This is a genomic window from Paenibacillus sp. FSL R7-0333 (assembly GCF_038000365.1).
In the GTDB taxonomy this organism is placed as follows: domain Bacteria; phylum Bacillota; class Bacilli; order Paenibacillales; family Paenibacillaceae; genus Paenibacillus_AQ; species Paenibacillus_AQ silagei.
This window is the reverse complement of sequence record NZ_JBBOBZ010000001.1, coordinates 4,486,113-4,511,473: the sequence shown is the minus strand read 5'-3', so window position 1 is coordinate 4,511,473 and position 25,361 is coordinate 4,486,113. Positions and strand designations below refer to the sequence as shown.

The window sequence follows — 25,361 nt, the reverse complement described above, 5'->3', positions numbered from 1 at the left end:
TACGGACCGGACGGGATTACACGTGCAAGGGCGAGGAGGGCCGACTCACCATGACGGATTCCCAGTTGATCCAGCTAATCAAGCAAGGCGATACAGAATTATATTCGGAACTCATGCGACGATATCAACGCAAGATATTGGCTTTTGTGTACCACATGCTGAAGAACTCCCATATGGAGCTGATTGCCGAAGACCTCTGTTCAGAGACCTTCTACAAAGCCTTCCGGAGTCTTCATTCCTTCCGGGAAGTGGATGCTTCTTTCTCCACATGGCTGTACACCATTGCCCGCAATACAGTGCTCAGTGAGCTTCGCAAGAACCGTGCCGGGAATGTGTCGCTTGAAGAGAGCGGCTATACACCTGTGGCACCGCTTGATGTTGCCCCGGAACAGGCAGCACTGCGCAAGGAACGGATGGAGCTCGTTCGCGAAGCGATTAACAATCTCCCGGAGAAGCAGCGCTCCGCGCTGATTCTCCGGGAATATGATCAGATGGATTACCAGGAAATTGCCGTGATTCTGGATCAGAGCGTCAGCTCAGTGAAGTCACTGCTGTTCCGGGCAAGGAGCAGTGTGAAGCTCCAGCTCGAATCCTATTTCTATGAGCCTGAATTTGAAGAGCAGGCTGAGAGGATGTAAGGCCTATGAATTGCAGGGAAGCGCAGGATTCCATTCCACACTTGTGGGACGCTCCCCCCACAGATCCCAGGCGGATTAGACTTGAGAGACATATCGCAACCTGCTCCTACTGCAGTGCCGAATGGGCGCTGTGGCAGGAGACCAGTGAGCTTATGCAGGATACAAGATTCGATGTCAGCGATGAGCGGGCAGAAGCGATTAACAGTAAGGTTATGGAGCGGATCTATCTGGAGAGCCCCTGGCTTATGCCCGGTGACGGGAAGTCTGCGGGGAGTTCTACAGTATTCCGGCATCGCTTAAGCCTCTGGATTGCCTGTTTTTTAGCCGTGTTTATCTCAAGCTTCTTATATTTCACCGTGTTTAAGACCCCCTCGAATACGACGGCGGCACAGAGCGGGATCGTCGAGACAGGTGTGGCAGGCTTAACCCTGGACTGGTCTTCTTCATATCCGGTGGAGTCTGAGGGCGGGATTATTGAGCCGCTGGTGGCCAATATGGGCCCTGCACATCCGCAGTACTGGATGGTATTGTCGACGCTGGGCGTCGGATTATCCATATTCCTGCTGGTCCGTCTGAACCGGTACCGCAGACAATGAGAACCCCCTTCCCGAGCATGGAGAAGAGGGTTTTTGATTTGAGTACAAGAATGTATGTGTTTCTACTTGTTCTAAAAAAGAAGACATTTGTTTTCATTCGTGTTACATTATTAAGCAAACATAAATAGGGAAGGGAACGGTGATAGGCGATGCTGATCGGCTTAATACGCCATGGGCTGACGGATTGGAATGCAGTAGGTAAAATTCAGGGACAAAGTGATATTCCGCTGAATGATGAAGGCAGGCGGCAGGCTGAGATGCTGGGTGACCGGCTGCTGCAGGAGCCTTATCACTGGGACTATTGTATTACCAGCAGTCTGTCCCGTGCAGCAGAGACCGGCAAGATCGTAGCGGCCAAGCTGGGCATTCCTTTACTTGAGCCGGATGACCGTATCCGTGAGCGTGCCTACGGCCAGGTGGAGGGTATGACAGCCGAAGCCCGTGAAGCCAAGTGGGGCAAGGATTGGAAGCTGCTGTCTCTGGGACAGGAGAGCGATGAGGCGCTTCAGGTCCGGGGGCTTGCGTTCCTGGAGGATATTACGGCCCGGTTCCCGGGTAAGAATGTCCTGGTCATCTCCCACGGAGGATTCCTTGCACAGCTCTACACCGCACTCTACAAAGACAAATATTCGGAACGGCTCGGCAATCTCTCACTCACGATTCTGGAGAAGAACGATCAGGAATGGAATCCTTTAGTGTACAACTGTACCCGTCATATTTTACAAAAACAGCATTAACCCGACCCTTCGGGTTATTTTTTTTGCGGCATAAGGAATAAAAAGGGCTGTATTTCCCATAATGGTAGTAAAACAGTGAGGCGATGAGAGATGAATCTGGCGGATATGCTCACTTATGCAGACATTGGTCAGCTGACCGCCATTGCGGGACGCTATCAGTGTGAATGCAAACGGAATTCCAAACATGATTTGATTCAGAGTATATTGATCACCTTGGGCAGCCGGGAGTTCATGGAGTCCCATATTAAGGGGAGTTCCCCGGGAGAGCTGCGTTTGCTGAACAGCCTGCTCTTCGATGAACGAAGCCACTTCAGCCTGGAGGATCTGCTGGCTGCAGCCAGGCAGGCTTCCTTCGATGCCCCGCCCGGCAAAAGCGGTGACTACCGCGAGCTGGTCAGCCGGCTTAAGAACAGCGGCTGGCTGTTCAGCGGAGCTTCCCAGCAGAGCCGGTATCTGTTCCAGGTGCCGCTGGATCTGAAGAAGCGCTTCCGTGAGCAGATGGGCCAGCATTTGCAGGAGCGGATTGTTCCGGGCACGGAGCCGGCGGTGTACAGGGGGGAGGGGGATTTGCTGGCCGGAGATCTGCTGCTGTTCCTGCGGTATGTGATGGAGAATGAGCCTGAGCTGAACCAGGAAGGCGCGCTCTATAAGCGCAATCAGCAGGGAGTGATGAATACGCTGCAGATTGCAGAGCCTTTACTCGGCAAGGGCGGCTGGAGGTTCGGCTATGGCAGGGCTTGTGAGCATTATCCGCCGAGATTTGCCCTGCTGTACGATTATGCCCGCCACCGCCGCTGGATCTCCGAGGAGGGCTACAGGCTGCAGCTTACAGCGGCAGGCGGGCATTTTCTGGCGGAGGGGAAATCGGAAAAGCTGATGCAGTTATTCTCCTTTTGGTTAAGACTGTATAAAGGGGCTATTCCCAATTTGCCTTCGCTGGTCTACTGGATTAGTCTAAGTGCCGGCAGATGGGTGACCACAGCCTCGCTGTCAGAAGGAATCGGCTGGCTGATCAAGCCCTTTTATTACGATGATGCCGCTTCCATTCTCGAACAGCGAATCTTGCGGATGATGCTGCATCTGGGCATGCTTAAGCTTGGTGAGGAACCCGCAGGAACAGTGGTCATGATGACACCCTGGGGATGTGAGGCGGCTGTGCCAAAGCATCTGCTCAGGTAAGGAGGAGAGAGATGCGGATTGCCTATGGGAGTTACATACCGCAGATTGACGAGACAGTCTATGTGGCGGAAGGCGCTAAGCTCGTTGGCGATGTAAGAATAAGCAAACAATCCAGTGTCTGGTTCAACGCCGTACTTCGCGGTGACCTGGCGCCGGTGATCATCGGGGAGCGCTGCAATATCCAGGACGGTGTGGTCGGCCATGTGGCGGACGGATTGCCGCTGATGCTGGAGGATGACATCTCGGTCGGGCATTCAGCAATCATCCACGGCTGCCGGATAGGCAAGGGCACATTAATCGGAATGGGTGCAATTGTACTGAACGGAGCAGAGATTGGTGAATATGCTTTAGTAGGAGCCGGCTCCCTTGTAACCGAGAACACAATCATTCCTCCATACACGCTCTCCTTGGGCACACCGGCCAAAGTGGTCCGTGAATTGACTGAGCAGGATCTGCTGAGGATGGCACGCACAAGTGAAAGCTATGTGAAAAAAGCATTGGAATACGGAATTTCTTAAACAGCGGAGGTGTATCGAATGGACAAAATGAAGGCTACTTATGAAGTGATGCTGGGGCTGGCTGCGGAAATGGTGTGGGATGAAGCGTTAAGAAAGCGTCGTACCGACATGTTGTACCGGAAGATCGACACGGCGCTGGCTGCTGGTGATGAGGCGGCTTTCCGGAATCTGACAGAAGAACTGAAAAGTTTGGCATAGGGAAATGCGCCTGGCGCATTTCTTTTTTTCTGCTGAAATTAAGGATTGCCAAGCTGAATACACTTGTTTATGATGCTTTTAAAGTTAAATGCATGCTGCGGAATGCGGCTAGAGGGGGCGAATCTATGAAATTCAGTGATTTTGACAGTAGAGCCTGGGAGACCGATGGACAATACTATGATACCTGTATCATTCCGTATAGCGGACTTCAAGGCACGGAGACTCCGCCTGAGACAGTTAAGTTACTTGAACGGCAGCGTGATTTCCTGGAATTGGCCGAACAACCGTACAAGGGGCGGGTCGTGACTTATCCGGCGGTACAGTATGCAGGGCCTGGAATGACAGCTTTGCTGAATGAACTTTGCCGAAAAGTCAAATCCAGCGGCTTCCAGTATGCGGTCGTGATGTCTGCCAATGAGGGGCTGCGCAGGGAGGAGGTATTTGAAAGCGATTTACTCCTTTGCCTGTCTGAGATAGCGGCCGATTCCAGAACCTCGGTAAGCGTGTATGTGCGGAGTGAAATCCAGGCCCTATGGGAGAATGGAAAATAAGTTAAATGTGACGGAAAATCAACAATTTATCAAAAAAACACCTTAAACGCCTGTCACAATTTAGACAATATTCTTGACGGGTTTTAGACCCTAAGCTATGATTAGGATGAACTTATATGAACTGTGATATTTTTCATTGAAAACGGAATTTTTACCTAAAAAACCTATGCAACAACTCTGCAGGTGCCTTCTCACATTTTGAAAAGGGGGTTACATACAGTATGAGCAGCCTTAATGAAGAAGAATCACTTCCGCAAGAACCGCCCAGCCGAAACGAGATGTCACGCAGACAGTTTTTGACCTACACACTAGGCGGGGCTACCGCCTTTATGGGTGCCGGAGTTATCCTGCCGATGGTACGGTTTGCTGTAGATCCGATTCTGCAGAAAAAAGGCGAGGGGGAATTCATCAAGGTAGCGGAAGCGTCCAAAATTACAGAAGAGCCCCAGGAGTTCACCTTCGAGCTTCCGCAGCAGGACGGATGGTATGCCAGTACAGCGATGCTTACGGCGTGGATCCGTAAAGACGCGAACGGAGATATTTATGCGCTTTCACCGATCTGCAAGCATCTGGGCTGCACCGTAGGCTGGAATAATAACAAGGCGCATCCTGATGAATATCATTGCCCTTGCCATGGCGCCCGCTATACGAAGCAGGGCCGGCAACTGGCCGTGGCTGCCAAGCCGCTGGACCAGTACACCACCAAGATTGACGGAGGCTGGGTATATCTCGGTGAAATCGTCCCTAATACTGTTTCGGCGAAGGAGGCGTGAACGGCGTGTTCAAAAACGTATATAACTGGATTGACGAACGTCTGGATATTACACCGATCTGGAGAGATGTTGCCGACCACGAGGTCCCCGAGCATGTCAATCCCGCACACCACTTTTCAGCCTTTGTCTACTGCTTCGGCGGACTAACCTTCTTCATCACTGTAATACAGATCCTCTCAGGAATGTTTCTGACCATGTATTATGTCCCGGATATCATTAATGCCTACGCCAGCGTGGAATATCTGCAGACCAAGGTCGCCTTCGGTAAAATCGTCCGCGGCATGCACCACTGGGGCGCGAGTCTCGTCATTGTCATGATGTTCCTTCATACGATGCGTGTGTTCTTCACCGGTTCGTATAAGGCTCCGCGCGAGATGAACTGGGTAGTGGGGATGCTGATTTTCTTTGTCATGCTGGGACTGGGACTTACCGGTTACCTGCTTCCATGGGACAATAAGGCGTACTTCGCCACCAAGGTTACGCTGGAGATCGCCAATTCGGTTCCGTTCATGGGACCGGTGCTCAAGGAGCTGATGCAAGGCGGCAGTATTGCCGGCGCCGAGACGCTGACCCGGTTCTTCGCCTTACATGTATTCTTCCTCCCGGCGGTTCTGCTTATACTGCTTGTCGGGCACTTCATTATGATCCGCAGACAAGGCATATCCGGTCCGCTGTAAAATAACGTATAGGAGGCACGGTCATGGCACACGGAGACGACTCCAAAGAGAAGGTGATATTCGTCGGGGATTCCCGGGTCCGCAGAGGAAACGGATTCATTACCCCGCCGGATTATACGGCGTATCCGGGCAAATCGGAAGCCTTTATCCCTAACTTTCTGCTCAAGGAATGGATGGTTGGCGTAGTGGTGCTGGTGGGAATCCTGGTTCTAACCATCTCGGAGCCGGCTCCGCTCGGGTTCCCTGCCAATCCGGCAGCAACGGTAATTCCGATTCCCGACTGGTATTTTCTCTTTCTCTATCAGTATTTGAAGCTTCCTTATGCATCAGGTGACTATATCGTGCTGGGAACACTGGGCGTGACAGGCGTGGCCTTCGGTGCGCTGCTGCTGGCGCCTTTCCTGGATACCGGCCCCGAGCGGCGGTTCTACCGCAGACCGATTGCGTCCTCGCTGATGTTCCTGTCTCTCGCAGCAATCGTCTATTTGACCAACACAGCCTGGACAGAATACAAGCATGAGATGGCTGAAACCGGCCAGATTCCAGAGGATGTTCAGCGCGAGGAGAAGGCGGCCGAGAACAGGGCGGCGGGCTTGCCAACCACAAGTGCCGTCAAGCCGAAGGATATTGCCATTGTGGACAAGGATGATCCGGCGATGGCACTCTATAAGCAAGCAACCTGTATAACCTGCCATGCGGTAGATATGAAGGGCTCCGGCAGTTTTCCTTCGCTTCGGGGTGTAGGCGATAAGCATGATAAGGCGGCGATTCTTACTATTATAAAAGAAGGTAAAGGTCAGATGCCGCCAATGGTGGAGACGGCTATGGGAGCAGGGCTGACCGAGCAGGATATCGATGAGCTGGCCGGCTGGCTTGCCAAACAAAAAAGCGGACAGTAAAATAACAGTAACGCAGGACCTGATCGTGTATGCGCTCAGGTCTTTGTTATGTCATAAGAGTTGTAATGAAATCAGTGTTGTATTGAAATGAAGCTGCTACAGTCGGGGGGAAGTTGTTTGTATGCCGGGTCATTGGTTTGAGAAATTATTTAGGGACCGGAGAATAATATGGCTGCTGTTTATCGTGAATCTGCTCGGAACGGTCTACGGATATATGTGGTATGGCAACCAGCTCACGTTCACGGCGCAGACTGAACCGCTCTGGCTACTGCCGTTCGTTCCTGACAGCCCTACGGCCAGTCTGTTCTTCACGGCTGCATTACTGCTGCTGCTGTATCCGCCAAGAGGGCTTGCGGGGACGCTGATACGTGAACTGATTGAAGCGCTGGCAGTCCTAACCTCTGTGAAGTACGGAATATGGGCGGTCAGCATCATTGTGGCCGGCGGTTATCAGGGAGATTCCATCACCTGGAAGGACTGGATGCTGATGATCTCCCATATCGGAATGGCTGTGGAAGCTCTGATCTATGCCCGCTTCTTCACCTTCCGGAGAATGCTGCCTGTGGCGCTTGCGTGGACATTCGCTAATGATATAGTGGATTATTCACAAGGCGTGTATCCATGGCTGCCTTCTGTGCTTGATGATGATCTTATCGCTGTTCAGTACCTCACCATGGGGCTTACACTGTTCAGTACGGCTGCTGCCTGGCTGTTCTGCGGCCGGACAAGGCGTCCGGCACTTCCGGACAGCACTGCCATGAAGCACTGAGCCTCTGTTCTAACTCTTGTCCTTCCGCCATACATTAAGGTGGGAGGGATGTCTTATGCCGCGCAGAAAAGTATTCATACTGTCAGGAATTCTGCTGTGCTGGCTGCTGGCCGGTATCAGCGGAGGCCGCGTTCAGGCTGAAGCAGGGGATGCCGCTGCAGACCAGGGAAGTACGGCTTACATAGAAGCAGCCGGAAGTGTACCCAGTGATCCCGCTGCTCTCACGGCCAGAAGCGGAGCGCAGCGGCTGGAGCAGGCTGCGGAAGCTCTATACGGCTATGTGCTTGAAGGCGATGTGCTGAAGGCCCGCCAGGAGGCAGAGGAGGTCTCGCAGATCTTCATCTCTTCGTCCTTTGAAGGGATGACCTCAGTGGAGGGGGTCAATGCACTATCCTCTGTGATCCTGGACATGAAGTCGGCACTGGCTGCGGCCCAGCCGTCCCCGGAGAGATGGGAAGCGGCAGCGGCGAAGCTGCGGCTTGCCGCTAACAGCCTGAATCACCCCCGCCAGCCCATGTGGCTGCAGTACTATAAGCTGGTCCGTGAGGATCTGAACGATATGGAGCAAAGCGCTGCCGCGAATGATCTGAAGAGCTGGACAGCGGCCCTGGCAAGACTTCAGAGCCGGTATGCGAATATCCGGCCTGCGGTGATCATCTCCCGGCCTGCTGAGGCGGTGAGCACCTTTGATTCCTGGATGTCTTACGCAGGAGGGGTGGCAGGCTCGGAGCAGCCCGTGGAACGGGCCCGCCTGCTGGAGATTGTATCCTATGGGCAGGATGCAGCAAGAGTGATGTTCGGCAAGGACCGCAGCGAGCCGGTCCTGTCTCTGCCGCTGGCTCCGCAGCAATACGGGGGCTGGGCCCTGCTGGCAGGCGCGTTCATCCTTACGGTGCTCGTGTATACGGCTTACCGTAAGTACCGCGGCCAGAAGCAGAATCTAAAACCCGTGTAGACTTGAGCGGCGGCAACAGAGGATACAAAGAGGGCGGACCCCACAAGCAGCCATTGCCGGCTTGTGGGGTCCGCCCTTATGTGTGTATAGTTCAGGTCTCCCGGAAGCCTTCGCCGTGAACGTCGTGAACCTCACTGATAATGACGAAGGCTTTAGGATCCACCGACTTCACCAGCAGGCTTAGCCGGCGGATCTCCTGTCTGGAGACCACGCAATAGACCATATGCTTCGCCTGCTTGGAATAAGCGCCGATCGCCGGGATTAAGGTAACGCCGCGATCCATTTCTACGGTGATCAGCTCGGCAATCTGCGGGGCCTCGTCGCTGATGATGGTGAAGGCTTTGGCGGCGTAGGCTCCTTCCTGGATGAAATCAATTACACGTGAGGCGATGAAGACTGCCACGAGCGTATACAGTATTTTTTCGCGGGGAATGTAGAGCAGGGAAGCCCCGATAATGATGATATCCACGGCCAGAATAATCTGTCCCATGCTCCAGCCGAACTTGCGTCCGAGTATCCGTGCCACAATATCTACACCCCCGGTGGTGCCTCCGAAGCGGAAGACAATCCCCAAGCCCAGACCCAGGGTAACCCCTGCATATAATGAAGCAAGAATAAAATCATGCTCGGTACTGAACGTCACAATCCAGCCTGCCTTAATCATCCGCTCGAATAACCAGAGGAAAAAAGACAGCGAGCCGATGCCGAGTCCGGTATAGACGATCTGATTCGCCCCCAGCACCTTCCAGCCGAGCAGAAAGAGCGGAAGGTTCAGCAGCAGTGTCGTTAAGAAGATCGGGATGTTAAAGGCGTAATTGAGCAGGATGGTAATCCCGGTAACTCCGCCCTCCATCAGCTGGTTGGGAATGATGAAATACAGGAGTCCGAATGCGTAGATGGCCGTGCCCAGCATGATGGGGGCCACTGTTTTGCTGACTGTGCTGATTTTAATGGTTGAACTCATAACATCCCTCGCCTACGCCTCTAAATGGGCAATTTATATGTAATGATCCCCCCGGAGAGCACGTAAGCTCCAGGCGTCATTGCAAAAAAGATTTGTCTTCAAAACGTCTTTACGATAACATAGGGGCAAACAGAAGGCAAGAACACACGGGGGTGAAACGACAATTTATGGATAAAAGTCTTGGTGACATTCAGCGTGAGGTGGATGCCTATATCTCACAGTTTAAAGAAGGCTACTTCAGTCCGCTGTCGATGCTGGCCCGGATGTCCGAGGAAGTCGGGGAGCTGGCGCGCGAAGTCAACCATCAATTCGGCGAGAAGCCGAAAAAAGCGGATGAAGCCGATAATTCGATTGAGCTGGAGCTGGGCGACATTCTCTTCATTACCGTTTGTTTCGCCAATTCACTCGGTATAGACTTAACTGAGGCACATAATAAGGTTATGCACAAATTCAATACGCGTGATGCCGGGCGCTGGACGCCCAAAAACACCGATTAGGCCTATGCTACATATGCTGTACCAAACGAACGGGATTTAGCCGTAAGGATGGTGAGGATATGGATCATAATGATTATGTAAAAGCGGCCTACCGCTCAATACTCCGCAGTGACTTTGCTGAGGCCATCACCTTGTTCGAGGCGGCCATTGCCGCAAGTCCCGATGATGCGGAAGTCAGATACCGCTGCTCTATTACCTATGCCCGCAGCGGCATGCTGGACAAAGCTCTTGAGCATGCTGTAGCCGCACGCAGACTGGATGGAACCAAACCGGAGTATCAGCTGCATCTTCAGCATCTGCAGGCTCTTAAGCTTGTGCAGGAAGCGAAGCGGCTGCTGGAGGATGAAGCAGCGGACAGTGTGAATCCGTATCATCCGATTACGCTGCTGAAGGAAGCAGTATCGCTTGACCCTCTCTACGGGGATGCTTATGTATGGCTGGCGATTGCGCACAGCCGGATGAATGAACATCTGCAGGCGATTGCGGTATTGAAGGAAGTCATGTCGCTGCACCCGGATGACAGCGGACTGCGTCTGCTGATGAAGGATCTGCAAAAATCGCTGCAACACTATATACAATAATAACAGAGCCAGGGAAAGCGGGGAGAATTCATTTGAGTGACAAGATCAGGATTGTTGTTTCCGGAGCCGGAGGCAGAATGGGCAAAGAGGTTGTGAAGCTGGTATTGCAGGATGATGAACTCGAGCTGGCAGCAGCGGTTGACCGCTCTGCACATGGCAGAGATGCCGGACGGCTGGTTGGCCTTGAGGATTGCGGTGTACTTGTGACTCCGGATCTGGAGACTGCGCTTGCAGATACAGAGGCGGATGTAATGGTTGATTTTACGCTTCCACACTCTGCATATAGCAATACTGCGCTGGCGGTCAAATACGGCGTCCGTCCGGTTATCGGTACCACCGGCTTCACGCCGGAGCAGATCGCCGGGCTGGACAAGCAATGCCAGGAGCAGGGAATCGGCGGACTGATTGCGCCTAACTTCTCCATCGGCGCGATTCTGCTGATGAAATTTGCTGCCCAGGCCGCAAAGTATTTCCCTCATCTCGAAATTATCGAATATCACGGAGACCAGAAGCTGGATGCTCCTTCAGGAACAGCGATTAAGACGGCAGAGATGATCTCTGAGGCGCGGCAGGAGCTCCGCCAGGGACATCCGGAGGAAGAAGAGCTGATTGAAGGCTCGCGCGGCGGGTATTATAACGGCTTCCGTATTCACAGTGTGCGTCTTCCGGGCGTTTTTGCCCAGGAGGAGGTTGTATTCGGCGGGTTCGGACAGTCGCTGAAGATCCGTCATGACTCCTATGAGCGCGCGGGTTATATGCCTGGAGTCAAGCTCGGGATTCAAAAGGTGATGGGCTATACCGGCTTGATTTACGGTTTTGAGCATTTTATAGAATAGACGGGGAGAGAAACAGAATGTTGAAAATTGCTTTTATCGCACATGACCGCAAAAAAGATGAAATCGTTAATTTCGTAACTGCTTATGAGCATGTTTTTGAAGGTCATAAATTATTCTCCACCGGGACCACGGGCCAGCGTATCATGGAAGTGACCAAGCTCTCCATTCACCGTTACATGTCGGGGCCGCTTGGCGGCGACCAGCAGATCGGCTCGATGGTGGCTACGGATGAGCTTGATTTAATTATTTTCCTGCGTGATCCGCTGATGGCCCAGCCGCATGAACCGGATATTACAGCGCTGCTACGTCTGTGTGATGTGTATGGGATTCCGGTGGCCACGAATATTGCTACAGCAGAAATTCTGGTGAAGGCTATTGACCGGGGAGATTTCGGCTGGCGTGAGCTGGTACATAAATACAAGCCGGGTGTGGACGAGTTATGAAGCTTGACATTCTGGTATTCGGCGCGCATGCAGATGATGCCGAGATCGGCATGGCAGGGACGATTGCCAAGCATACTGCTGCCGGCTTCAAGATAGGAATGTGCGATCTGACCCGGGCAGAGATGTCCTCGAACGGCACGGTGGAGCTGCGGGAACAGGAAGCACAGCAGGCTGCCGCAGTGCTGGGCGCTGCGGTGCGGAGTAATCTGGGGCTGCCTGACCGAGGCCTGTATATGACAGAGGGCCATTTGGCGGCTGTAACAGCGGAAATCCGCCGCTATGCCCCGTCTATGGTATTTGCCCCTTACTGGGAAGACCGCCATCCTGATCATATTGCCTGCAGTAAGCTGGTGGAGGAAGCGGTATTTAACGCCAAGCTGCGCAAATATATGCCGGACAAGCCCGCTATCCCCGAGCCACAATTATATTTCTACTTCATTAATGATCTAGGACGGACGGATCTAATCGTAGATGTGACTGCGCAGTATCCGCTGAAGGAGCAGGCATTGTCCTGCTACCGTTCCCAATTTGGACTCGCTCCGGGTGAAGATGCCGTTGCAACGCCATTGACGGAAGGGTATATCGAGCGAGTCCGTTCCAGAGACATGCTGCTGGGCCAGCGGAGGCTCATTCCTTATGCCGAAGGGTTCGCCGGTAAGGTACCGTATACTGTAGATCTGTTCAGTGCTGCACGCGGATAAGGCGCCACTCGACAAAGCCCGGAAAACAACTATAATTAATTCATATCGTTACTTGGAGTAATAGAGCTAAGTTAAATGAAGGGGCGGAGCTATGGAGCGGCTAAAGATAGGCATCACTTGTTATCCTTCTCTTGGCGGCTCGGGCGTGGTGGCAACTGAACTGGGCAAACTATTGGCTGAAAAAGGCCATGAGGTTCACTTTATCACACACAGCATCCCGTTTCGGCTGGGAACGTTTCAGAAAAATATCTTTTACCATGAGGTAGAGGTTAACGATTATTATGTATTCCGCTATCCGCCATATGATCTGGCGCTGGCGACCAAGATGGCGCAGGTAGCCAAAATGCAAAATCTGGACCTGTTCCATGTGCATTATGCGGTTCCGCATGCGGTATGTGCTTTTCTGGCCAAGCAGATCCTTGGTAATGATATCAAAGTGGTTACCACGCTGCATGGTACGGATATTACAGTGCTGGGCCAGGATGAATCCCTGAAGGATCTGATCCGGCTGGGCATTAACGAGAGTGATGCGGTGACCGCAGTCTCCCGTGATCTGATCAAGGAGACCCGCAAGGCGCTTGATATTACGCGTGAAATTGATCTGACTTATAATTTCGTAGATAAGCGTGTCTATTATCCCCGGGATGTAACGGATCTGCGCGGCGACTTCGCGGCCCCGGATGAGAAGATTCTGATGCATATCAGCAATTTCCGCCCGGTCAAGCGGGTGAGTGATGTGGTGGATGTGTTCGCCAAGGTGAACCGGCAGGTGCCTTCCAAGCTGCTGCTGGTCGGCGAAGGCCCTGACCTGCCGAAGATTCAAGCTAAGATCAGCGAGATGGGCCTCGACGATCATGTCCGTTTCCTGGGTAAGCAGGACGAGATTGCCCAGGTGATCTCGCTGGCGGACCTGCTGCTGCTGCCTTCTGAGAAGGAGAGCTTCGGGCTGGTCGCCCTGGAAGCGATGGCCTGCGGCGTTCCGACCATTGGCTCGCAGGCCGGTGGGATTCCGGAGCTGATTCAGCATGGCAAGACCGGATTCCTTGCGCCAGTCGGCGATACGGAATCGATGGCAGAATATGCCGTCCGGCTGCTCTCGGATGAGGCGATGGCTGAGAGCTTCCGGCGCGCATGCCTGGAGCGGTCCTGCAATGATTTCAGCAGAGATATGATCACCAATCAATATGAAGATATCTATTACCGTGTGCTCGGGCGCAAGGTATCCGGATTAGACCCGATTCTGGGGTAAGGAGTACGATATGGAATGGAGAATGGCATCACCCGGCATGGCTGAAGCCGCCGGGACTGTTGTTGCAGGACTAGTGGCAGGCGGCCATGAAGCTTATTTCGTCGGCGGCTGCCTGCGTGATGAGCTGCTGGGCCGTCCGGTGCATGATATAGACATCACTACCTCCGCACTGCCGGAGGAGGTGATGGCCCTGTTTCCGCGCTGCGTCCCTACCGGACTGGCGCATGGCACGATCACTGTGCTGCAGGAAGGCTACAGCCTGGAAGTTACGACCTACCGGACGGAGAGCGGCTATGCCGATCACCGGCGTCCGGAGCATGTCGTATTCGTCAGGGATGTGCGGGAGGATCTCCGCCGCCGTGACTTCACGATCAACGCCATCTGCTGCGGACTTGACGGCGGGCGGATTGACCCTTTCGGGGGGGAGCGGGATCTCAAGCTCCGCGTGATCCGCTGTGTAGGCGAAGCGGAGGAACGCTTCGAGGAGGATGCGCTGCGGATGCTGCGCTGCGTACGTTTTGCTTCCGTGCTGGATTTCGCGATTGCGAAGAATACCTGGCGCGGTCTGCTGCGCCAGCGTGACAAGCTGGCGCATATTGCTGTGGAGCGGGTGCGCGCCGAGGTGGAGCGCATCCTGGAAGGCCCGCACCCGCAGCGCGGGCTGGGGCTCCTGCTGCGCAGCGGCCTGCTGCCGCGCGGCAAAGCGCCGTTCCCCTGGACCGGCCGGGACCTGGCGGCTGCCGCCGCCCGCCTCGCCGGTCTCGGGAACCTGGAGAGCGCCCGCCTGCGCTGGGCGCTCCTGCTGCATGCCCTGGGATCGTCGGCGGCTTCCGCCGATGAGCTCCTGCGGGCATGGACGTTCCCGGGGGCGACGCGCACTGGCGTCGTCGCCGTGCTCCGCGTCCGCGAAGCCTGGGACGCGGCATTGTCCTCGGCGCGGCCGGAGGCTTCCGGCGCCGGGGAGCGGCTGCGGCGGCGGTGGATCGCCGCCGTGCTGGGCCATGGCCAGTCAGCCGCCGAAGGGTGGCTGACGCTGCTTGAGGCGGCGGGGGCTGACGCCGCGTCCGCTGTTAGCGCAGGTGCGCGCGTCCCGGCCGCAGACGTCCCTGTCACAGCCGCAGTCGCACCCGCCACGGCGGAGGACGTCCCTGCCGCAGATGCTGGCGCACCCGCCAGATCGTCAGGCGTCCCTGCCACCACGGCTCCAGTCGCACCCGCCACATCGGCAGCTGTCCCTGACGCGCCTACAATGGCAAGCTCCATCCCCTCTGTCACCACCAGCCTCCTGCGGTCCTGGACCGCAGAGATGCCGATCCGTATTCTCGCTGAGCTGGCGGTGAGCGGCCATGAGGTGACAGCGGCGCTGGAGAAGCGTCCCGGCCCGTGGCTGGGCGTATTGCTGAACCAGCTTCTTCTGGCTGTCGCGGCAGGTGACCTTGCCAATGACAACCAATTACTGCTGCAAGCAGCGCAAAGGATGGATAGAAATGAATAGCGGTCATGCGCAGCATTCCGGCGTGTTGAAGCGGGAGGCGTTCGTTCCCCGCTGGGCCAAGGGAATTCAGCGGCTGGATACTGTCGGTTCCACACAGGAGCAAGCCAAAATACTCGCCGAAGGCGGCGCCCCGGAGGGAACAACGGTCATGGCCGAAGCGCAGACCGGCGGGCGTGGGCGGATGGGCCGTAAATGGCACTCCCCCCACGGCAAAGGAATCTGGATGAGCCTGGTGCTGCGTCCAGATCTGCCGCTGGCCTTGACTCCGCAGCTGACGCTGCTCGCCGGAGTGGCTGTCTGCACAGCCATCCGTGAGGTTACCGGGGTGCCGGCCGGCATCAAGTGGCCGAATGACCTGCTGGCCGGCGGCCGCAAAATCTGCGGAATTCTGCTGGAATCCTCGCTTCGTGAAGGCGGGCTGCATTATTGCATCGCCGGTATCGGCATCGCTGCAAATTTGACGGAGGAAGACTACCCGGAGGAGCTGCGCGGGATCGGTACATCGCTGCTGATCGAAGGCGGGGGCATTCCTGTAGACCGCACAAGGCTTGCGGAAGCCGTGCTGAAGGAATTCGAATATTTGTACCGGGTCTATCTGCAGCAAGGCTTCCAGCCTGTAAAGGAGCTGTGGGAGTCAATGTCGGTGACACTGGGGCGTCAGGTATACGTGAATACTCCCCAAGGCCGCACCGAAGCCACTGCTGTCGGACTGAGCGATAACGGCGGACTCCTGTTACGTAACGAATCCGGTGAGGTCGTGAGCGTACTTTCAGGTGAAATCGAGATGATCTAGGCGGCAGAAGCTGCCGCCATTAAGTTACAATAGTAAAGTCCCATAGGATCTCATAGCTGCCTAACACTGTAAATAGAACTACAATTGGTTTAATTGTATTTGGTACACTTAAAAGCAGCGAAATTTTTATAATGGCGGGGATAGATGTATTTTGTACAATTAAAATATGGAAAATTCCGCCTTTTTCAGAATTAAAGGGTATTTAATGGTACATACTGCAATTAAATCCCTCCCAGCTTAAATATCCTTCACTTTAGTTGCACAAAATACAGTTAACACCATCCACTTACACCATCAGCTACTTCAAGACATGTCATATTTTAAAATATAAGAAATATCTGTTTCACACGATAACTTATCCTTCTATTTCTCGCTGAAACGGTACCGTCCTTTATAAGGACGGTAAAGCTGTTTCGACTTGAGGTGTTTATTTTTGTGTTTTTTTGGTATACTGTCCTCATGAGGCGGCATCGCATGGCGAGCTGTACTCACGCAATTGTATCTTTTAACAGGACACCTATTTACCGGATGTACCTTCATAACTGGATGTAACGGTTACGTTGGATTCTGCTCTGAGCCGTAAGGACCGAGACAGAAGGGACGATCGCGAGTGACTCTTTTTTGCCCTTCGGACCTTTTTAGCGGACCATGCTAAAGGGTTTTTTTGTTTGCGCGGATACCGCGTATTTTATGGAAAAGGGGAATGAGAGCAATGGCAGACAAACACGCACTGAATATTATCAAGATGAAAAAAATGAAAACGGACGGGGTGCCCCTGAGCATGCTGACCGCTTATGACTACCCTTCAGCCCTGCTGGCGGAAGAAGCCGGAATCGACCTGATTCTGGTCGGTGATTCCCTGGGAAATGTCGTGCTTGGTTATGACACCACGCTGCCGGTTACCATAGAGGATATGGTCTACCATACCCGGTCGGTGAAGCGCGGGGCGCCTAATACTTTTATAGTGGCTGATATGCCGTTCATGACCTACCACGGAAGTGTGGATGAGACCTTGCGCGGTGTGCGAAGACTGATGCAGGAAGGCCAGGCCCATGCGGTCAAAATGGAAGGCGGTCTTGAGATCTGCTCCGCAGTGTCGGCTGTAGTAGCAGCCGGAGTTCCGGTGCTCGGCCATATCGGCCTGACCCCGCAGTCGGTCAATATGATCGGCGGCTACCGGATTCAGGGGAAGGATGCCAAGGATGCGCAGCGGCTGATGGACGAAGCGAAGGCACTGGAAGCAGCCGGGGCATTCGGCATTGTACTGGAGCTGGTTACGGAGGAAGTGGCAGAAGCCATCTCCAAGGCTGTCAGCATACCGACCATCGGCATCGGTGCCGGGCGTTACTGTGACGGACAGGTTCTGGTGTTCCATGATGTCCTGCGGTATGCCTCACCTTACCGGGAGAAAAAGTTCGTCAAAACCTACGCCGATGTAGGCACTCTAATTCGTGAAGGCATCACCAGCTACGTTCAAGAAGTGAAGGACCGCTCGTTCCCTGCGGAAGAGCATGTGTTTCGCGCGGACGAGACCGTTTTGGAATCTTTATACGGCAATGCCGGCAAAGGAGTGAAATAAAATGAGAGTGATCCGAACGATTGCTGAACTGCGCGAAGCGCTCGAATATATGCGTCAAGGGGGCCATGGCCCTGTTGGCTTTGTGCCTACCATGGGATATTTGCATGAAGGACATGCCAGTCTGCTGCGTAAGGCAGGGGAGAAGAGCGGCACGGTGGTGATGAGTATTTTTGTCAATCCGCTGCAATTTGGCCCGAATGAGGACTTTGCTTCTTATCCGCGGGATGAGCAGCGTGATCTGGCGCTGGCTGAACGTGAAGGTGCGGACCTGGTGTTCATCCCCAGTGTAGAAGAGATGTATCCGCAGCCGATCCGTACAGGCGTATCGGTCTCCTCGCTTACGTCGCAGCTCTGCGGTGCTTCGCGTCCGGGACATTTTGACGGAGTAACTACTGTGGTCAGCAAGCTGTTTCATATCGTGCAGCCGGATTACGCCTTCTTCGGACTGAAGGATGCCCAGCAGGTAGCGGTTCTCCGCCGGATGGTGTCTGACCTTAACATGAACGTGGACATTATCGCCTGTCCCATTGTGCGCGAGGAAGATGGGCTGGCGCTTAGCTCCCGCAATGTCTATCTGAGCAGCGAGGAGCGCAGACAGGCGCTGGTATTGTCTCGTTCCCTGCGCGAGGTGCGCCAGGCTATGGAAGAGGGCAGCATTCGTACCGTAGATGAAGCACGGGCTCTGCTGGTCTCGGTCATTGCTGAATCGCCGCTTGCGGTCATTGATTATGCGGAGATTCTAACCTTCCCTGATCTGGAAGAGCTGGAAGGCGGCAGCAGGCTGACGGATGCGGGCGGAGAGGTTATAATGGCTCTGGCCGTGAAGTTCGGCAGAACCCGTCTGATTGACAATAATGTATTTATTCCTAAGGAGGCACACGCTCTTGTTTAGACATATGATGAAATCCAAAATCCACCGGGCAACGGTCACTGAAGCCAATCTCAATTATGTGGGCAGCATTACCATTGATGAAGATCTGATGGAAGCTGCAGACCTGCTGGAGAACGAGAAGGTGCAGATCGTGGATAATAATAACGGTTCCCGTCTGGAGACTTATGTCATTCCAGGTCCGCGCGGCAGCGGCGTCATTTGTCTGAACGGGGCGGCGGCGCGTTTGGTACAGCCTGGCGATACAGTGATTATTATATCCTACGCTGTCATGTCCTCCGAGGAGCTGGCGGCGCACAAGCCGACTGTAGTGTTCGTTGATGCGGGCAACAAGCCGGTGAAGCTGGCGGATCATGAGATTCACGCGACGATTGCCTGAATTCTGAGCTTTGAGCCATGTAATCAATGGCAGGGATGAAGACCCCTGTACTTGCTGATAATGAAGTAAGGCAAGCTTAAGCTGACTTCATTATCAGTAAGGGTGGGATGTCCGGTGTTTCAACATTTATTTGCTGAGATGAACAAGATGCTCCAGGAGATCAAAGCCGACTATCCTACTGCGGAGGGTGCCCGCCGAAGCGATCTTTTATCCAAGTATAATATGCTCCACCGAATCAGTGATAATGTAATGGATGAATGGCTGGTCTTCGCCGAGAAGCTGAGCGAGTTCCGGGAACAGGCGGATTTCCAGGTTCAGCCAGAGGAGCTGCCGGAAGAGGAAGCGCCCGAGCTTGGGATGGATGCTTTTGTCAGAGGCCAGGGCTATTACAAGCTGCTGATGTACCGCAAATGCATTGAACAGTTCAGGGAGGTTACGGCTAAGTATCCGGACAGCCTCGCTGCCCGCCTGTATCTGGCCATGGCTTATCTGCAGGAGGGAGAAGGCGATACCGCCTGGGGACATCTGAATCACATGCTGGGCCTGATCCGTGAGGAGAAGCTGAAGGCGATGATCTATAATGCGCTGGGCTGTATCCGGGCTTCTCAGGAACGCTTCAATGAGGCCAGTGAGCTATTCAGCCTGTCGCTGCTGCATGACCCGGATCTGCCGGAGCCGAATGTGAATCTGGAGGTATGCCGCAGACGGGGCGGGAAGCTGGAGTTTGGCCATCAGCTGGTTTCGCTTTTATAATTTATCCTCGGTTTCTTTAGGCGATGCGCCCCGTTTCCCGGGGTGTGCATCGCCTTTTTTCGTAACTTCTGTTATGCTGATAAAGAGTCTCAAGTGAAAGGGAATAGAACTTATAATGAAATTTGCCGTGCTTGATTTTGAAACTACGGGAACCCAATCTGTGGGAGAGATCATCCAGGTTGGCCTTGCCATTATAGAAGAAGACGGGACGATCTCCCGGGTGTATGGTTCCTATGTCAAGCCCGGAGCGCCCATTCCTCCTTTTATTACGGGCCTGACCGGAATTACAGACAGCGACGTACAGGATGCGCCGGAGCTCGATGAGATGATGATGGAGCTGGTGCCGCTGCTGGATGATGTCGTCCTCGTCGGACACAATGTCGCGTTTGATTTTCATTTTTTGCAGAATGCGCTGGACCGCTGCGGCTACCTGCCGTTTCAGGGGCGGATTCTGGATACGATCGATTTTCTCAAAATATGCTTTCCCTCACTGAGCACCTATCAGCTTGGCGCGGTAAGCAGCCACTTCGGCATTACGCATGACCGTCCCCATCAGGCGGACAGTGATGCGCTTGCCACGGCTATTGTGCTGCTCAAATGTCTGGAAGAGCTGCAGAGTCTGCCGCTCTTGACGATTCAGCGGCTGAATGAGCTGTTCGCGGACGAAGACAGTGATCTGGCCTGGTATTTCGACGGTCTGCTGCGGGAGCGGGAGATGGAGACCTTTCAGCCGGAAGGTGAGCTGAGCTTCTACCGCCAGCTTGCGCTGGCTGTGGGGGACTGGGCAGAGCTGGCTACGCCACGGGAGGATGGAAGCGTCAATCCGCTGGAGAATATTACCTTTGAAGAATATATGGATGAGGTAACCAAGCGGCTGAAGGCTGTTCTTCCCCAGTATGAGAGCCGGGAAGCCCAGGAGCTGATGATCCATGAGGTCATTACAGCGCTTGAGCAGGACAAGCATCTACTGATTGAAGCGGGAACAGGCACCGGTAAATCGCTGGGTTATCTGCTTCCGGCTATCTACCATAGTGTGAAAAGTGATCAGAAGGTGATGGTCAGCACGCATACCATTAACCTTCAGGACCAGCTGCGGGAGCGGGATATTCCGCTCTTAACCAGCGTTGTGCCGTTCCCGTTCAAGGCCTCCATCTTTAAGGGAAGAGGGCACTATTTGTGTCTGCGCAAGTTCGAACATAGAATGAACAAAAAGGACTTTACGAGTCCAAGGGAAGAAGCGCTCACCGCTGCGCAAATGCTCGTTTGGCTGACCCAGACGACGACCGGCGATGATGAGGAGCTTAACTTAAGCGGACGGGGCGGCGATTTCTGGGAGACGGTAGCCAGTGATACCGACTCCTGCCTGGGACGCGCATGTCCCTGGTTCCGCAAATGCTATTACCACCGGGCCAAGCATGAAGCCGGGATCTCCGATGTGGTGGTCACCAATCACTCCAAGCTGTTCGCAGATGTCAAAGCCGGGCATCAGCTTCTTCCGGCGTACGACCATCTTGTGATTGATGAAGCCCATCATCTGGAGGATATTGCCGGCAAGCATCTTGGCATGCAGATGAAATATTTCACATTCGCCCATACCCTCACCCGTCTCTATAAGGATAGCCGGAGCGGGCAGCTGCCTGCCCTCCGCCAGAGTCTGCAGTCTTCGGGCAGTGAGCAGGCCTCCGAATGGAGCGGCGTGATCGACCGGATCTATCCCGATCTGCTGACGGTGAAGGAGTCCTGGGATGCGCTCAGCGACCGGCTCTTCAGCCTGCTGCCCGAGCGCAGCGATGCCGGGGCCGGTGAAGCAGGCCAGCTGGTGGCACGCCTGCAGCCGGGCAAGAAGCCGAAGGATTGGGAGGAGCTGGCTGCCCTTGAGAATACACTGAACCTCAGTCTGAGCGATATCATCCGCAAGGGCGACAAAATGCTCAGTGAAATGCGTGACACGGACAGCCAATCCTCCTCAGACAGTCTTGTGACTGATATCGGTGGGTTATTCAAGGATCTGGCATCCATTAGAGAGCAGATCCGCTTCTTCATGAGTCTGAACGATGAGAACATCGTGTATTGGCTGGAGGGAAGCGGCAATTATAAGGGCAAGTCGCTGCAAATGTATGCTGTTCCCGTAGATGTCAGCACCCAGCTCAGGGAGCTGTTCTTCGATAAGAAGAAGAGCATTATCCTGACCTCGGCCACCTTATCCGTGGATAAATCCTTCCAGTTTATGATTGATAACCTGGGTCTTGGCGAAGCTGCAGAGCAGCGGCGTCTGATGACTGCACTGCTTCCGTCGCCATTCAAGTATCGTGAGCAGGCTCTCCTGGTCATTCCCCGGGACTTCCCGAGCGTCAAGGGGAGTATTGGGGATGCCCGCTTTGTGGACACCCTCGTGCACTCCCTTGCCGAGACAGCTGTAACAACACGGGGACGGATGCTGGTGCTGTTTACCTCCTACAAGATGCTGCGCCAGGTGTATGAACCGCTGAAGGAGGCACTTGCCTCACAGGATATCGCGGTACTCGGACAAGGTGTGGAAGGCGGCAGCCGGAGCAAGCTGATCCGCCGCTTCCAGGACAGCCCGGCTTCGGTCTTGCTGGGTACCAGCAGCTTCTGGGAAGGGGTGGATATCCCGGGAGAAGCATTGACCTGCCTGGCGATTGTCAGACTGCCGTTCCAGCCGCCAAATCACCCGCTGGCAGAAGCGAAGTCGGAGCTGCTTCAGGCACAGAAGAAGAATCCGTTCATGAAGCTGTCCGTGCCGCAGGCCGTCATCCGCTTCAAGCAGGGCTTCGGGCGGCTGGTCCGCACGGCGCAGGACCGGGGCATCGTAATTGTGTACGATACCAGAGTCATTGAATCGCATTATGGAAAGTACTTCCTGTACTCGCTCCCCGGTCCCAAGATGGAGCATATGCTCACCGAGCAGATGGTCCCGAGAATTGCCGAATGGCTGGATGACGGCGGGGTTTCCTAATTCTTCTGCTATTGCTATTATTAATAAGTCATGATTAACCTGAAGATCCGTTCCCGCCTGCCCTGCCACTCCGGCAGGCGGCGGGGCACGGTTGCTATAATTGTACGGGTCTAACACAACTTTTAAGGAGGAGAATACATGAAATCGGATAAAATATCGGAGGCCGTCGTGCGCAGGCTCCCAGTGTACCTGCGTTTCCTGAACGATCTCCAAAAACGTGAAATCTCCACAGTCTCTTCTCAGGAGCTGGGCCAGAAGCTTGACCTAAATCCCGCCCAGATCCGTAAGGATTTGGCTTATTTCGGCGATTTTGGCAGGAAAGGCATCGGCTATGATGTATCTTATCTGATTGAGAAGATCCGCCATATCCTGAAGCTTGACCAGCAAATTAATGTTGCACTGGTTGGAGCCGGTAACCTCGGTCATGCCTTGTCTAACTACAACGCTTACTTGAAGGATACGATGAAGATTACTGCCATCTTCGATGCCTACCCGCCGAAGGTGGGCCAGCAGATCAACTCGCTGGTTGTGCAGCCGATGGAGGAGCTAAGCAGTACAATCCGTTCGCAGGGCATCCGGATCGGGATTATTACCGTGCCCGACAGTGAAGCCCAGAACGTAGCTGATATTCTTGTGGATTCCGGTATCGAAGCGATTCTGAACTTCGCACCGGTTATTCTCAAGACGCCTGCCAATATCCGGATTCATGCCGCAGATTTCACCACAGATCTGCAGAGCTTGGCCTATTATTTGCATGATGGAAAGGATGAGGCTGAAGATGAGCAGTAAGATCACGATAATCAAGAATGGGCACTTCCTGGTTCCGGGCAGTGACAAGCCGGTACTGAGCGGGTACATGACCCTGGAGAATGATTTGATTACTTACATAGGTGAAGCTGAGCCGGTAGTGGAGGATGGCGCACAGGTCGTAGACGGCAGCCGTCTGCTGTTCATGCCTGGTCTGGTCAATACCCATGGTCATACTGCAATGTCACTGCTGCGCGGATACGGCGACGATATGGTGCTTCAGTCTTGGCTGCAGGAGAAGATGTGGCCGATGGAAGAGAAATTCACTGGTGATGATGTATATTGGGGAACCTCGTTGTCCGTGCTGGAGATGCTGAAGGGCGGCACAACCACCTTCCTCGATATGTATGATCATATGGACCGGGTAGCGGAAGTGACCGAGCAGTCTGGTATTCGTGCTGTGTTGATGCGCGGCGTAATTGGGCTGTGCCCGGAAGAGGTACAGCAAGCGAAGCTCGCTGAGGCGATTGCTTTTGCCCGTAACTGGCACGGCAAGGCTGACGGCAGAATTACGACCATGCTCTCACCGCACGCCCCGTACACCTGTCCTCCAGAGTTTTTCATGAAGTTTGTGCAGGCTGCCCATGATCTAGACCTGCCAATGCACACCCATATGTCCGAGACGCGCCATGAAGTGGAACAGAACGTGGCCGACTACGGCCTGCGTCCGGTCGCACATCTGGAGAAGCTCGGAATGTTCACCCGTCCTTCGCTCATTGCCCACGGGGTTCATCTGAACGATGAAGAGATCGGGATTCTGGCCCGCCATAACGTTGGCGTGTCGCATAACCCCGGCAGTAACCTGAAGCTGGCCAGCGGGGTTGCCCGTGTTCCTGAACTGCTGAGAGCCGGGATTAAGGTCTCCCTGGGTACAGACGGTGCGGCAAGCAACAACAATCTGGATATGTTCGAAGAGATGAGGCTGGCGGCTCTGATCCACAAGGGCGTAAGCGGTGATCCTACAGCGGTACCGGCTCCTGAGGCGCTTCTGATGGCTACGGAGTACGGGGCGCAGTCTATTTTCCTAAGCGGGGTAGGCCGGCTTGCAGCAGGAATGAAGGCCGACTTCATCGCACTTGATATTGACCAGCCTCATCTGCTGCCGCATACCGATCTGCTCTCCCATGCCGTATATTCGGCAAGTGCCAAGGATGTAGAGCATGTATGGGTGAACGGCCAGCAGGTTGTGAAGCATGGACAATGCCTGACACTTGATGAAGAAGCCATCCGCCGCAAAGCACAGGAGACGTTCGAGAGCCTGCTTAAACGGTAATTCAGGGGAACGGGAAAGGAAGCAGCGTGGTGAAGAAGAAGAGGAGAAAATGGATCTGGCTGGGGATTACCGTGGTGCTGCTCCTTCTGTTCGGACTAAGCCAGTTCTATGCCTACATTATGAAGGACCAGTGGAACGAGCGGAGTGAGGCCAAGGAGCTGGCCCGGGCGCGTGCCGGACTAACAGAGGTAACCAAGGCCCAGAAATCTGTCTGGAATGAGAATGAGATCTACTGGGTGCTGACCGGTAAAAATGAAGCTGGGACCGAGCTGATGGTGTGGGTCCGTTTCACCTTGGAGGGCAAGCCTGCCGGAGGCGACAACGACCTGTATGCTGAGGAACTGAGCAATGGCACCTCAGAAGAGAAAATGCGCGGAATCATAGCCGCTCAGCTGCCGGACATTACGATCGAACGGCTGCTGCCCGGTGTATACAACGGGGAATATGCCTGGCAGCTATTTTACAAAAAAGACGGGCGATTCTATTATAACTTTTACCGCTTCAAGGATGGCAGCGCCATCGGTGAGGGGTACAGTCTGCCGAACCGTTAAGCGGACGGCCAGGCTTGGATTATAGGAGAAGTGGGAGATACAGTGATACTGTGCTCCCGCTTTTTTTGGTGTATCCATAAGAGTAAAGAACAGGTTAGAGCCGT

General features: G+C 54.2%; 29 protein-coding genes. 28 read left to right on the top strand and 1 reads right to left on the bottom strand.

The window, feature by feature from the left end; genetic code table 11:
• Window positions 1-50: 50 nt before the first annotated feature.
• The 12 genes from MKY86_RS19075 to MKY86_RS19020 all read left to right on the top strand — a co-directional run bounded on the left by MKY86_RS19075 (window position 51) and on the right by MKY86_RS19020 (window position 8,490).
• Window positions 51-638: an RNA polymerase sigma factor gene (locus tag MKY86_RS19075; protein ID WP_076079186.1), complete on the top strand. Its 588-nt coding sequence runs from the start codon at window positions 51-53 to the stop codon at window positions 636-638.
• 5 nt (window positions 639-643) lie between these two features.
• The gene (locus MKY86_RS19070) at window positions 644-1,234 is read left to right on the top strand and encodes an anti-sigma factor family protein (RefSeq protein ID WP_036727277.1); all 591 of its coding nucleotides are present in this window, start codon (window positions 644-646) and stop codon (window positions 1,232-1,234) included.
• Window positions 1,235-1,383: 149 nt separating this feature from the next.
• Window positions 1,384-1,971, top strand: coding sequence for a histidine phosphatase family protein (locus MKY86_RS19065; protein ID WP_076079187.1), 588 nt, complete (start codon window positions 1,384-1,386; stop codon window positions 1,969-1,971).
• Window positions 1,972-2,061: 90 nt separating this feature from the next.
• On the top strand, window positions 2,062-3,150 hold the full coding sequence (locus MKY86_RS19060) for a hypothetical protein (RefSeq protein ID WP_076079188.1): 1,089 nt from the start codon (window positions 2,062-2,064) through the stop codon (window positions 3,148-3,150).
• Between the two features lie 11 nt (window positions 3,151-3,161).
• Window positions 3,162-3,668 carry a gamma carbonic anhydrase family protein gene (locus MKY86_RS19055; RefSeq protein WP_076079189.1) on the top strand — a complete coding sequence of 169 codons (507 nt, stop codon included), beginning with the start codon at window positions 3,162-3,164 and terminating at the stop codon, window positions 3,666-3,668.
• Window positions 3,669-3,686: 18 nt separating this feature from the next.
• Window positions 3,687-3,866, top strand: coding sequence for an IDEAL domain-containing protein (locus MKY86_RS19050; protein ID WP_036698090.1), 180 nt, complete (start codon window positions 3,687-3,689; stop codon window positions 3,864-3,866).
• 125 nt (window positions 3,867-3,991) lie between these two features.
• Window positions 3,992-4,417 carry a DUF2487 family protein gene (locus MKY86_RS19045; RefSeq protein WP_076079190.1) on the top strand — a complete coding sequence of 142 codons (426 nt, stop codon included), beginning with the start codon at window positions 3,992-3,994 and terminating at the stop codon, window positions 4,415-4,417.
• A gap of 221 nt (window positions 4,418-4,638) precedes the next feature.
• On the top strand, window positions 4,639-5,190 hold the full coding sequence (locus MKY86_RS19040) for a ubiquinol-cytochrome c reductase iron-sulfur subunit (protein WP_076079191.1): 552 nt from the start codon (window positions 4,639-4,641) through the stop codon (window positions 5,188-5,190).
• Window positions 5,191-5,195: 5 nt separating this feature from the next.
• Window positions 5,196-5,867, top strand: coding sequence for a menaquinol-cytochrome c reductase cytochrome b subunit (qcrB, locus tag MKY86_RS19035; RefSeq protein ID WP_036727267.1), 672 nt, complete (start codon window positions 5,196-5,198; stop codon window positions 5,865-5,867).
• Window positions 5,868-5,890: 23 nt separating this feature from the next.
• Complete coding sequence (locus tag MKY86_RS19030; RefSeq protein WP_036727265.1) at window positions 5,891-6,766, top strand: menaquinol-cytochrome c reductase cytochrome b/c subunit; 876 nt, start codon at window positions 5,891-5,893, stop codon at window positions 6,764-6,766.
• A 121-nt stretch (window positions 6,767-6,887) separates the two neighbouring features.
• Window positions 6,888-7,535: a DUF1405 domain-containing protein gene (locus tag MKY86_RS19025; protein WP_076079192.1), complete on the top strand. Its 648-nt coding sequence runs from the start codon at window positions 6,888-6,890 to the stop codon at window positions 7,533-7,535.
• Window positions 7,536-7,590: 55 nt separating this feature from the next.
• A complete protein-coding gene (locus MKY86_RS19020; protein ID WP_051478163.1) occupies window positions 7,591-8,490 on the top strand; it encodes a sporulation protein YpjB in 900 nt (299 codons plus the stop codon).
• 91 nt (window positions 8,491-8,581) lie between these two features.
• On the opposite strand, the gene MKY86_RS19015 is transcribed toward MKY86_RS19020, so the two are convergent.
• A complete protein-coding gene (locus tag MKY86_RS19015; RefSeq protein ID WP_200869567.1) occupies window positions 8,582-9,454 on the bottom strand; it encodes a YitT family protein in 873 nt (290 codons plus the stop codon).
• Window positions 9,455-9,621: 167 nt separating this feature from the next.
• On the opposite strand from MKY86_RS19015, the gene MKY86_RS19010 reads away from it, so the two are divergent.
• The 16 genes from MKY86_RS19010 (at window position 9,622) to MKY86_RS18935 (ending at window position 25,257) form a co-directional block, all read left to right on the top strand.
• Window positions 9,622-9,951, top strand: a complete 330-nt coding sequence (locus tag MKY86_RS19010; RefSeq protein WP_036698080.1) for a nucleotide pyrophosphohydrolase — start codon at window positions 9,622-9,624, stop codon at window positions 9,949-9,951.
• Between the two features lie 59 nt (window positions 9,952-10,010).
• The gene (locus MKY86_RS19005) at window positions 10,011-10,532 is read left to right on the top strand and encodes a tetratricopeptide repeat protein (RefSeq protein ID WP_076079193.1); all 522 of its coding nucleotides are present in this window, start codon (window positions 10,011-10,013) and stop codon (window positions 10,530-10,532) included.
• Between the two features lie 32 nt (window positions 10,533-10,564).
• A complete protein-coding gene (dapB, locus tag MKY86_RS19000) occupies window positions 10,565-11,368 on the top strand; it encodes a 4-hydroxy-tetrahydrodipicolinate reductase (RefSeq protein WP_076079194.1) in 804 nt (267 codons plus the stop codon).
• Between the two features lie 17 nt (window positions 11,369-11,385).
• Window positions 11,386-11,811 (top strand): methylglyoxal synthase, encoded by a 426-nt coding sequence (gene mgsA / locus MKY86_RS18995; protein WP_076079195.1) that lies wholly within the window; start codon window positions 11,386-11,388, stop codon window positions 11,809-11,811.
• Window positions 11,808-12,512, top strand: coding sequence for a bacillithiol biosynthesis deacetylase BshB1 (gene bshB1, locus MKY86_RS18990; RefSeq protein ID WP_076079196.1), 705 nt, complete (start codon window positions 11,808-11,810; stop codon window positions 12,510-12,512). The genes mgsA and bshB1 overlap by 4 nt, the downstream gene beginning before the upstream one ends.
• 91 nt (window positions 12,513-12,603) lie before the next feature.
• On the top strand, window positions 12,604-13,761 hold the full coding sequence (gene bshA / locus MKY86_RS18985) for an N-acetyl-alpha-D-glucosaminyl L-malate synthase BshA (RefSeq protein WP_036727254.1): 1,158 nt from the start codon (window positions 12,604-12,606) through the stop codon (window positions 13,759-13,761).
• Between the two features lie 10 nt (window positions 13,762-13,771).
• Window positions 13,772-15,256: a CCA tRNA nucleotidyltransferase gene (locus MKY86_RS18980; protein ID WP_076079197.1), complete on the top strand. Its 1,485-nt coding sequence runs from the start codon at window positions 13,772-13,774 to the stop codon at window positions 15,254-15,256.
• Window positions 15,249-16,049 carry a biotin--[acetyl-CoA-carboxylase] ligase gene (locus tag MKY86_RS18975; protein ID WP_076079198.1) on the top strand — a complete coding sequence of 267 codons (801 nt, stop codon included), beginning with the start codon at window positions 15,249-15,251 and terminating at the stop codon, window positions 16,047-16,049. The genes MKY86_RS18980 and MKY86_RS18975 overlap by 8 nt, the downstream gene beginning before the upstream one ends.
• Window positions 16,050-16,761: 712 nt before the next feature.
• Window positions 16,762-17,628, top strand: a complete 867-nt coding sequence (panB, locus tag MKY86_RS18970) for a 3-methyl-2-oxobutanoate hydroxymethyltransferase (RefSeq protein WP_076079199.1) — start codon at window positions 16,762-16,764, stop codon at window positions 17,626-17,628.
• A gap of 1 nt (window position 17,629) precedes the next feature.
• The gene (gene panC, locus MKY86_RS18965) at window positions 17,630-18,520 is read left to right on the top strand and encodes a pantoate--beta-alanine ligase (protein ID WP_076079200.1); all 891 of its coding nucleotides are present in this window, start codon (window positions 17,630-17,632) and stop codon (window positions 18,518-18,520) included.
• A complete protein-coding gene (gene panD, locus MKY86_RS18960) occupies window positions 18,513-18,896 on the top strand; it encodes an aspartate 1-decarboxylase (protein ID WP_036727238.1) in 384 nt (127 codons plus the stop codon). The genes panC and panD overlap by 8 nt, the downstream gene beginning before the upstream one ends.
• A 114-nt stretch (window positions 18,897-19,010) precedes the next feature.
• The gene (locus MKY86_RS18955) at window positions 19,011-19,649 is read left to right on the top strand and encodes a tetratricopeptide repeat protein (protein WP_076079201.1); all 639 of its coding nucleotides are present in this window, start codon (window positions 19,011-19,013) and stop codon (window positions 19,647-19,649) included.
• 115 nt (window positions 19,650-19,764) lie between these two features.
• Entirely contained in the window at window positions 19,765-22,626 is a 2,862-nt protein-coding gene (gene dinG / locus MKY86_RS18950; protein ID WP_036727234.1) for an ATP-dependent DNA helicase DinG, read from the top strand.
• A gap of 138 nt (window positions 22,627-22,764) precedes the next feature.
• Window positions 22,765-23,415: a redox-sensing transcriptional repressor Rex gene (locus MKY86_RS18945; RefSeq protein ID WP_036698060.1), complete on the top strand. Its 651-nt coding sequence runs from the start codon at window positions 22,765-22,767 to the stop codon at window positions 23,413-23,415.
• On the top strand, window positions 23,405-24,706 hold the full coding sequence (locus MKY86_RS18940) for an amidohydrolase (protein WP_076079202.1): 1,302 nt from the start codon (window positions 23,405-23,407) through the stop codon (window positions 24,704-24,706). Before MKY86_RS18945 ends, MKY86_RS18940 begins: the two co-directional genes overlap by 11 nt.
• A gap of 29 nt (window positions 24,707-24,735) precedes the next feature.
• Complete coding sequence (locus tag MKY86_RS18935; protein ID WP_076079203.1) at window positions 24,736-25,257, top strand: cell wall elongation regulator TseB-like domain-containing protein; 522 nt, start codon at window positions 24,736-24,738, stop codon at window positions 25,255-25,257.
• Window positions 25,258-25,361: the final 104 nt, after the last annotated feature.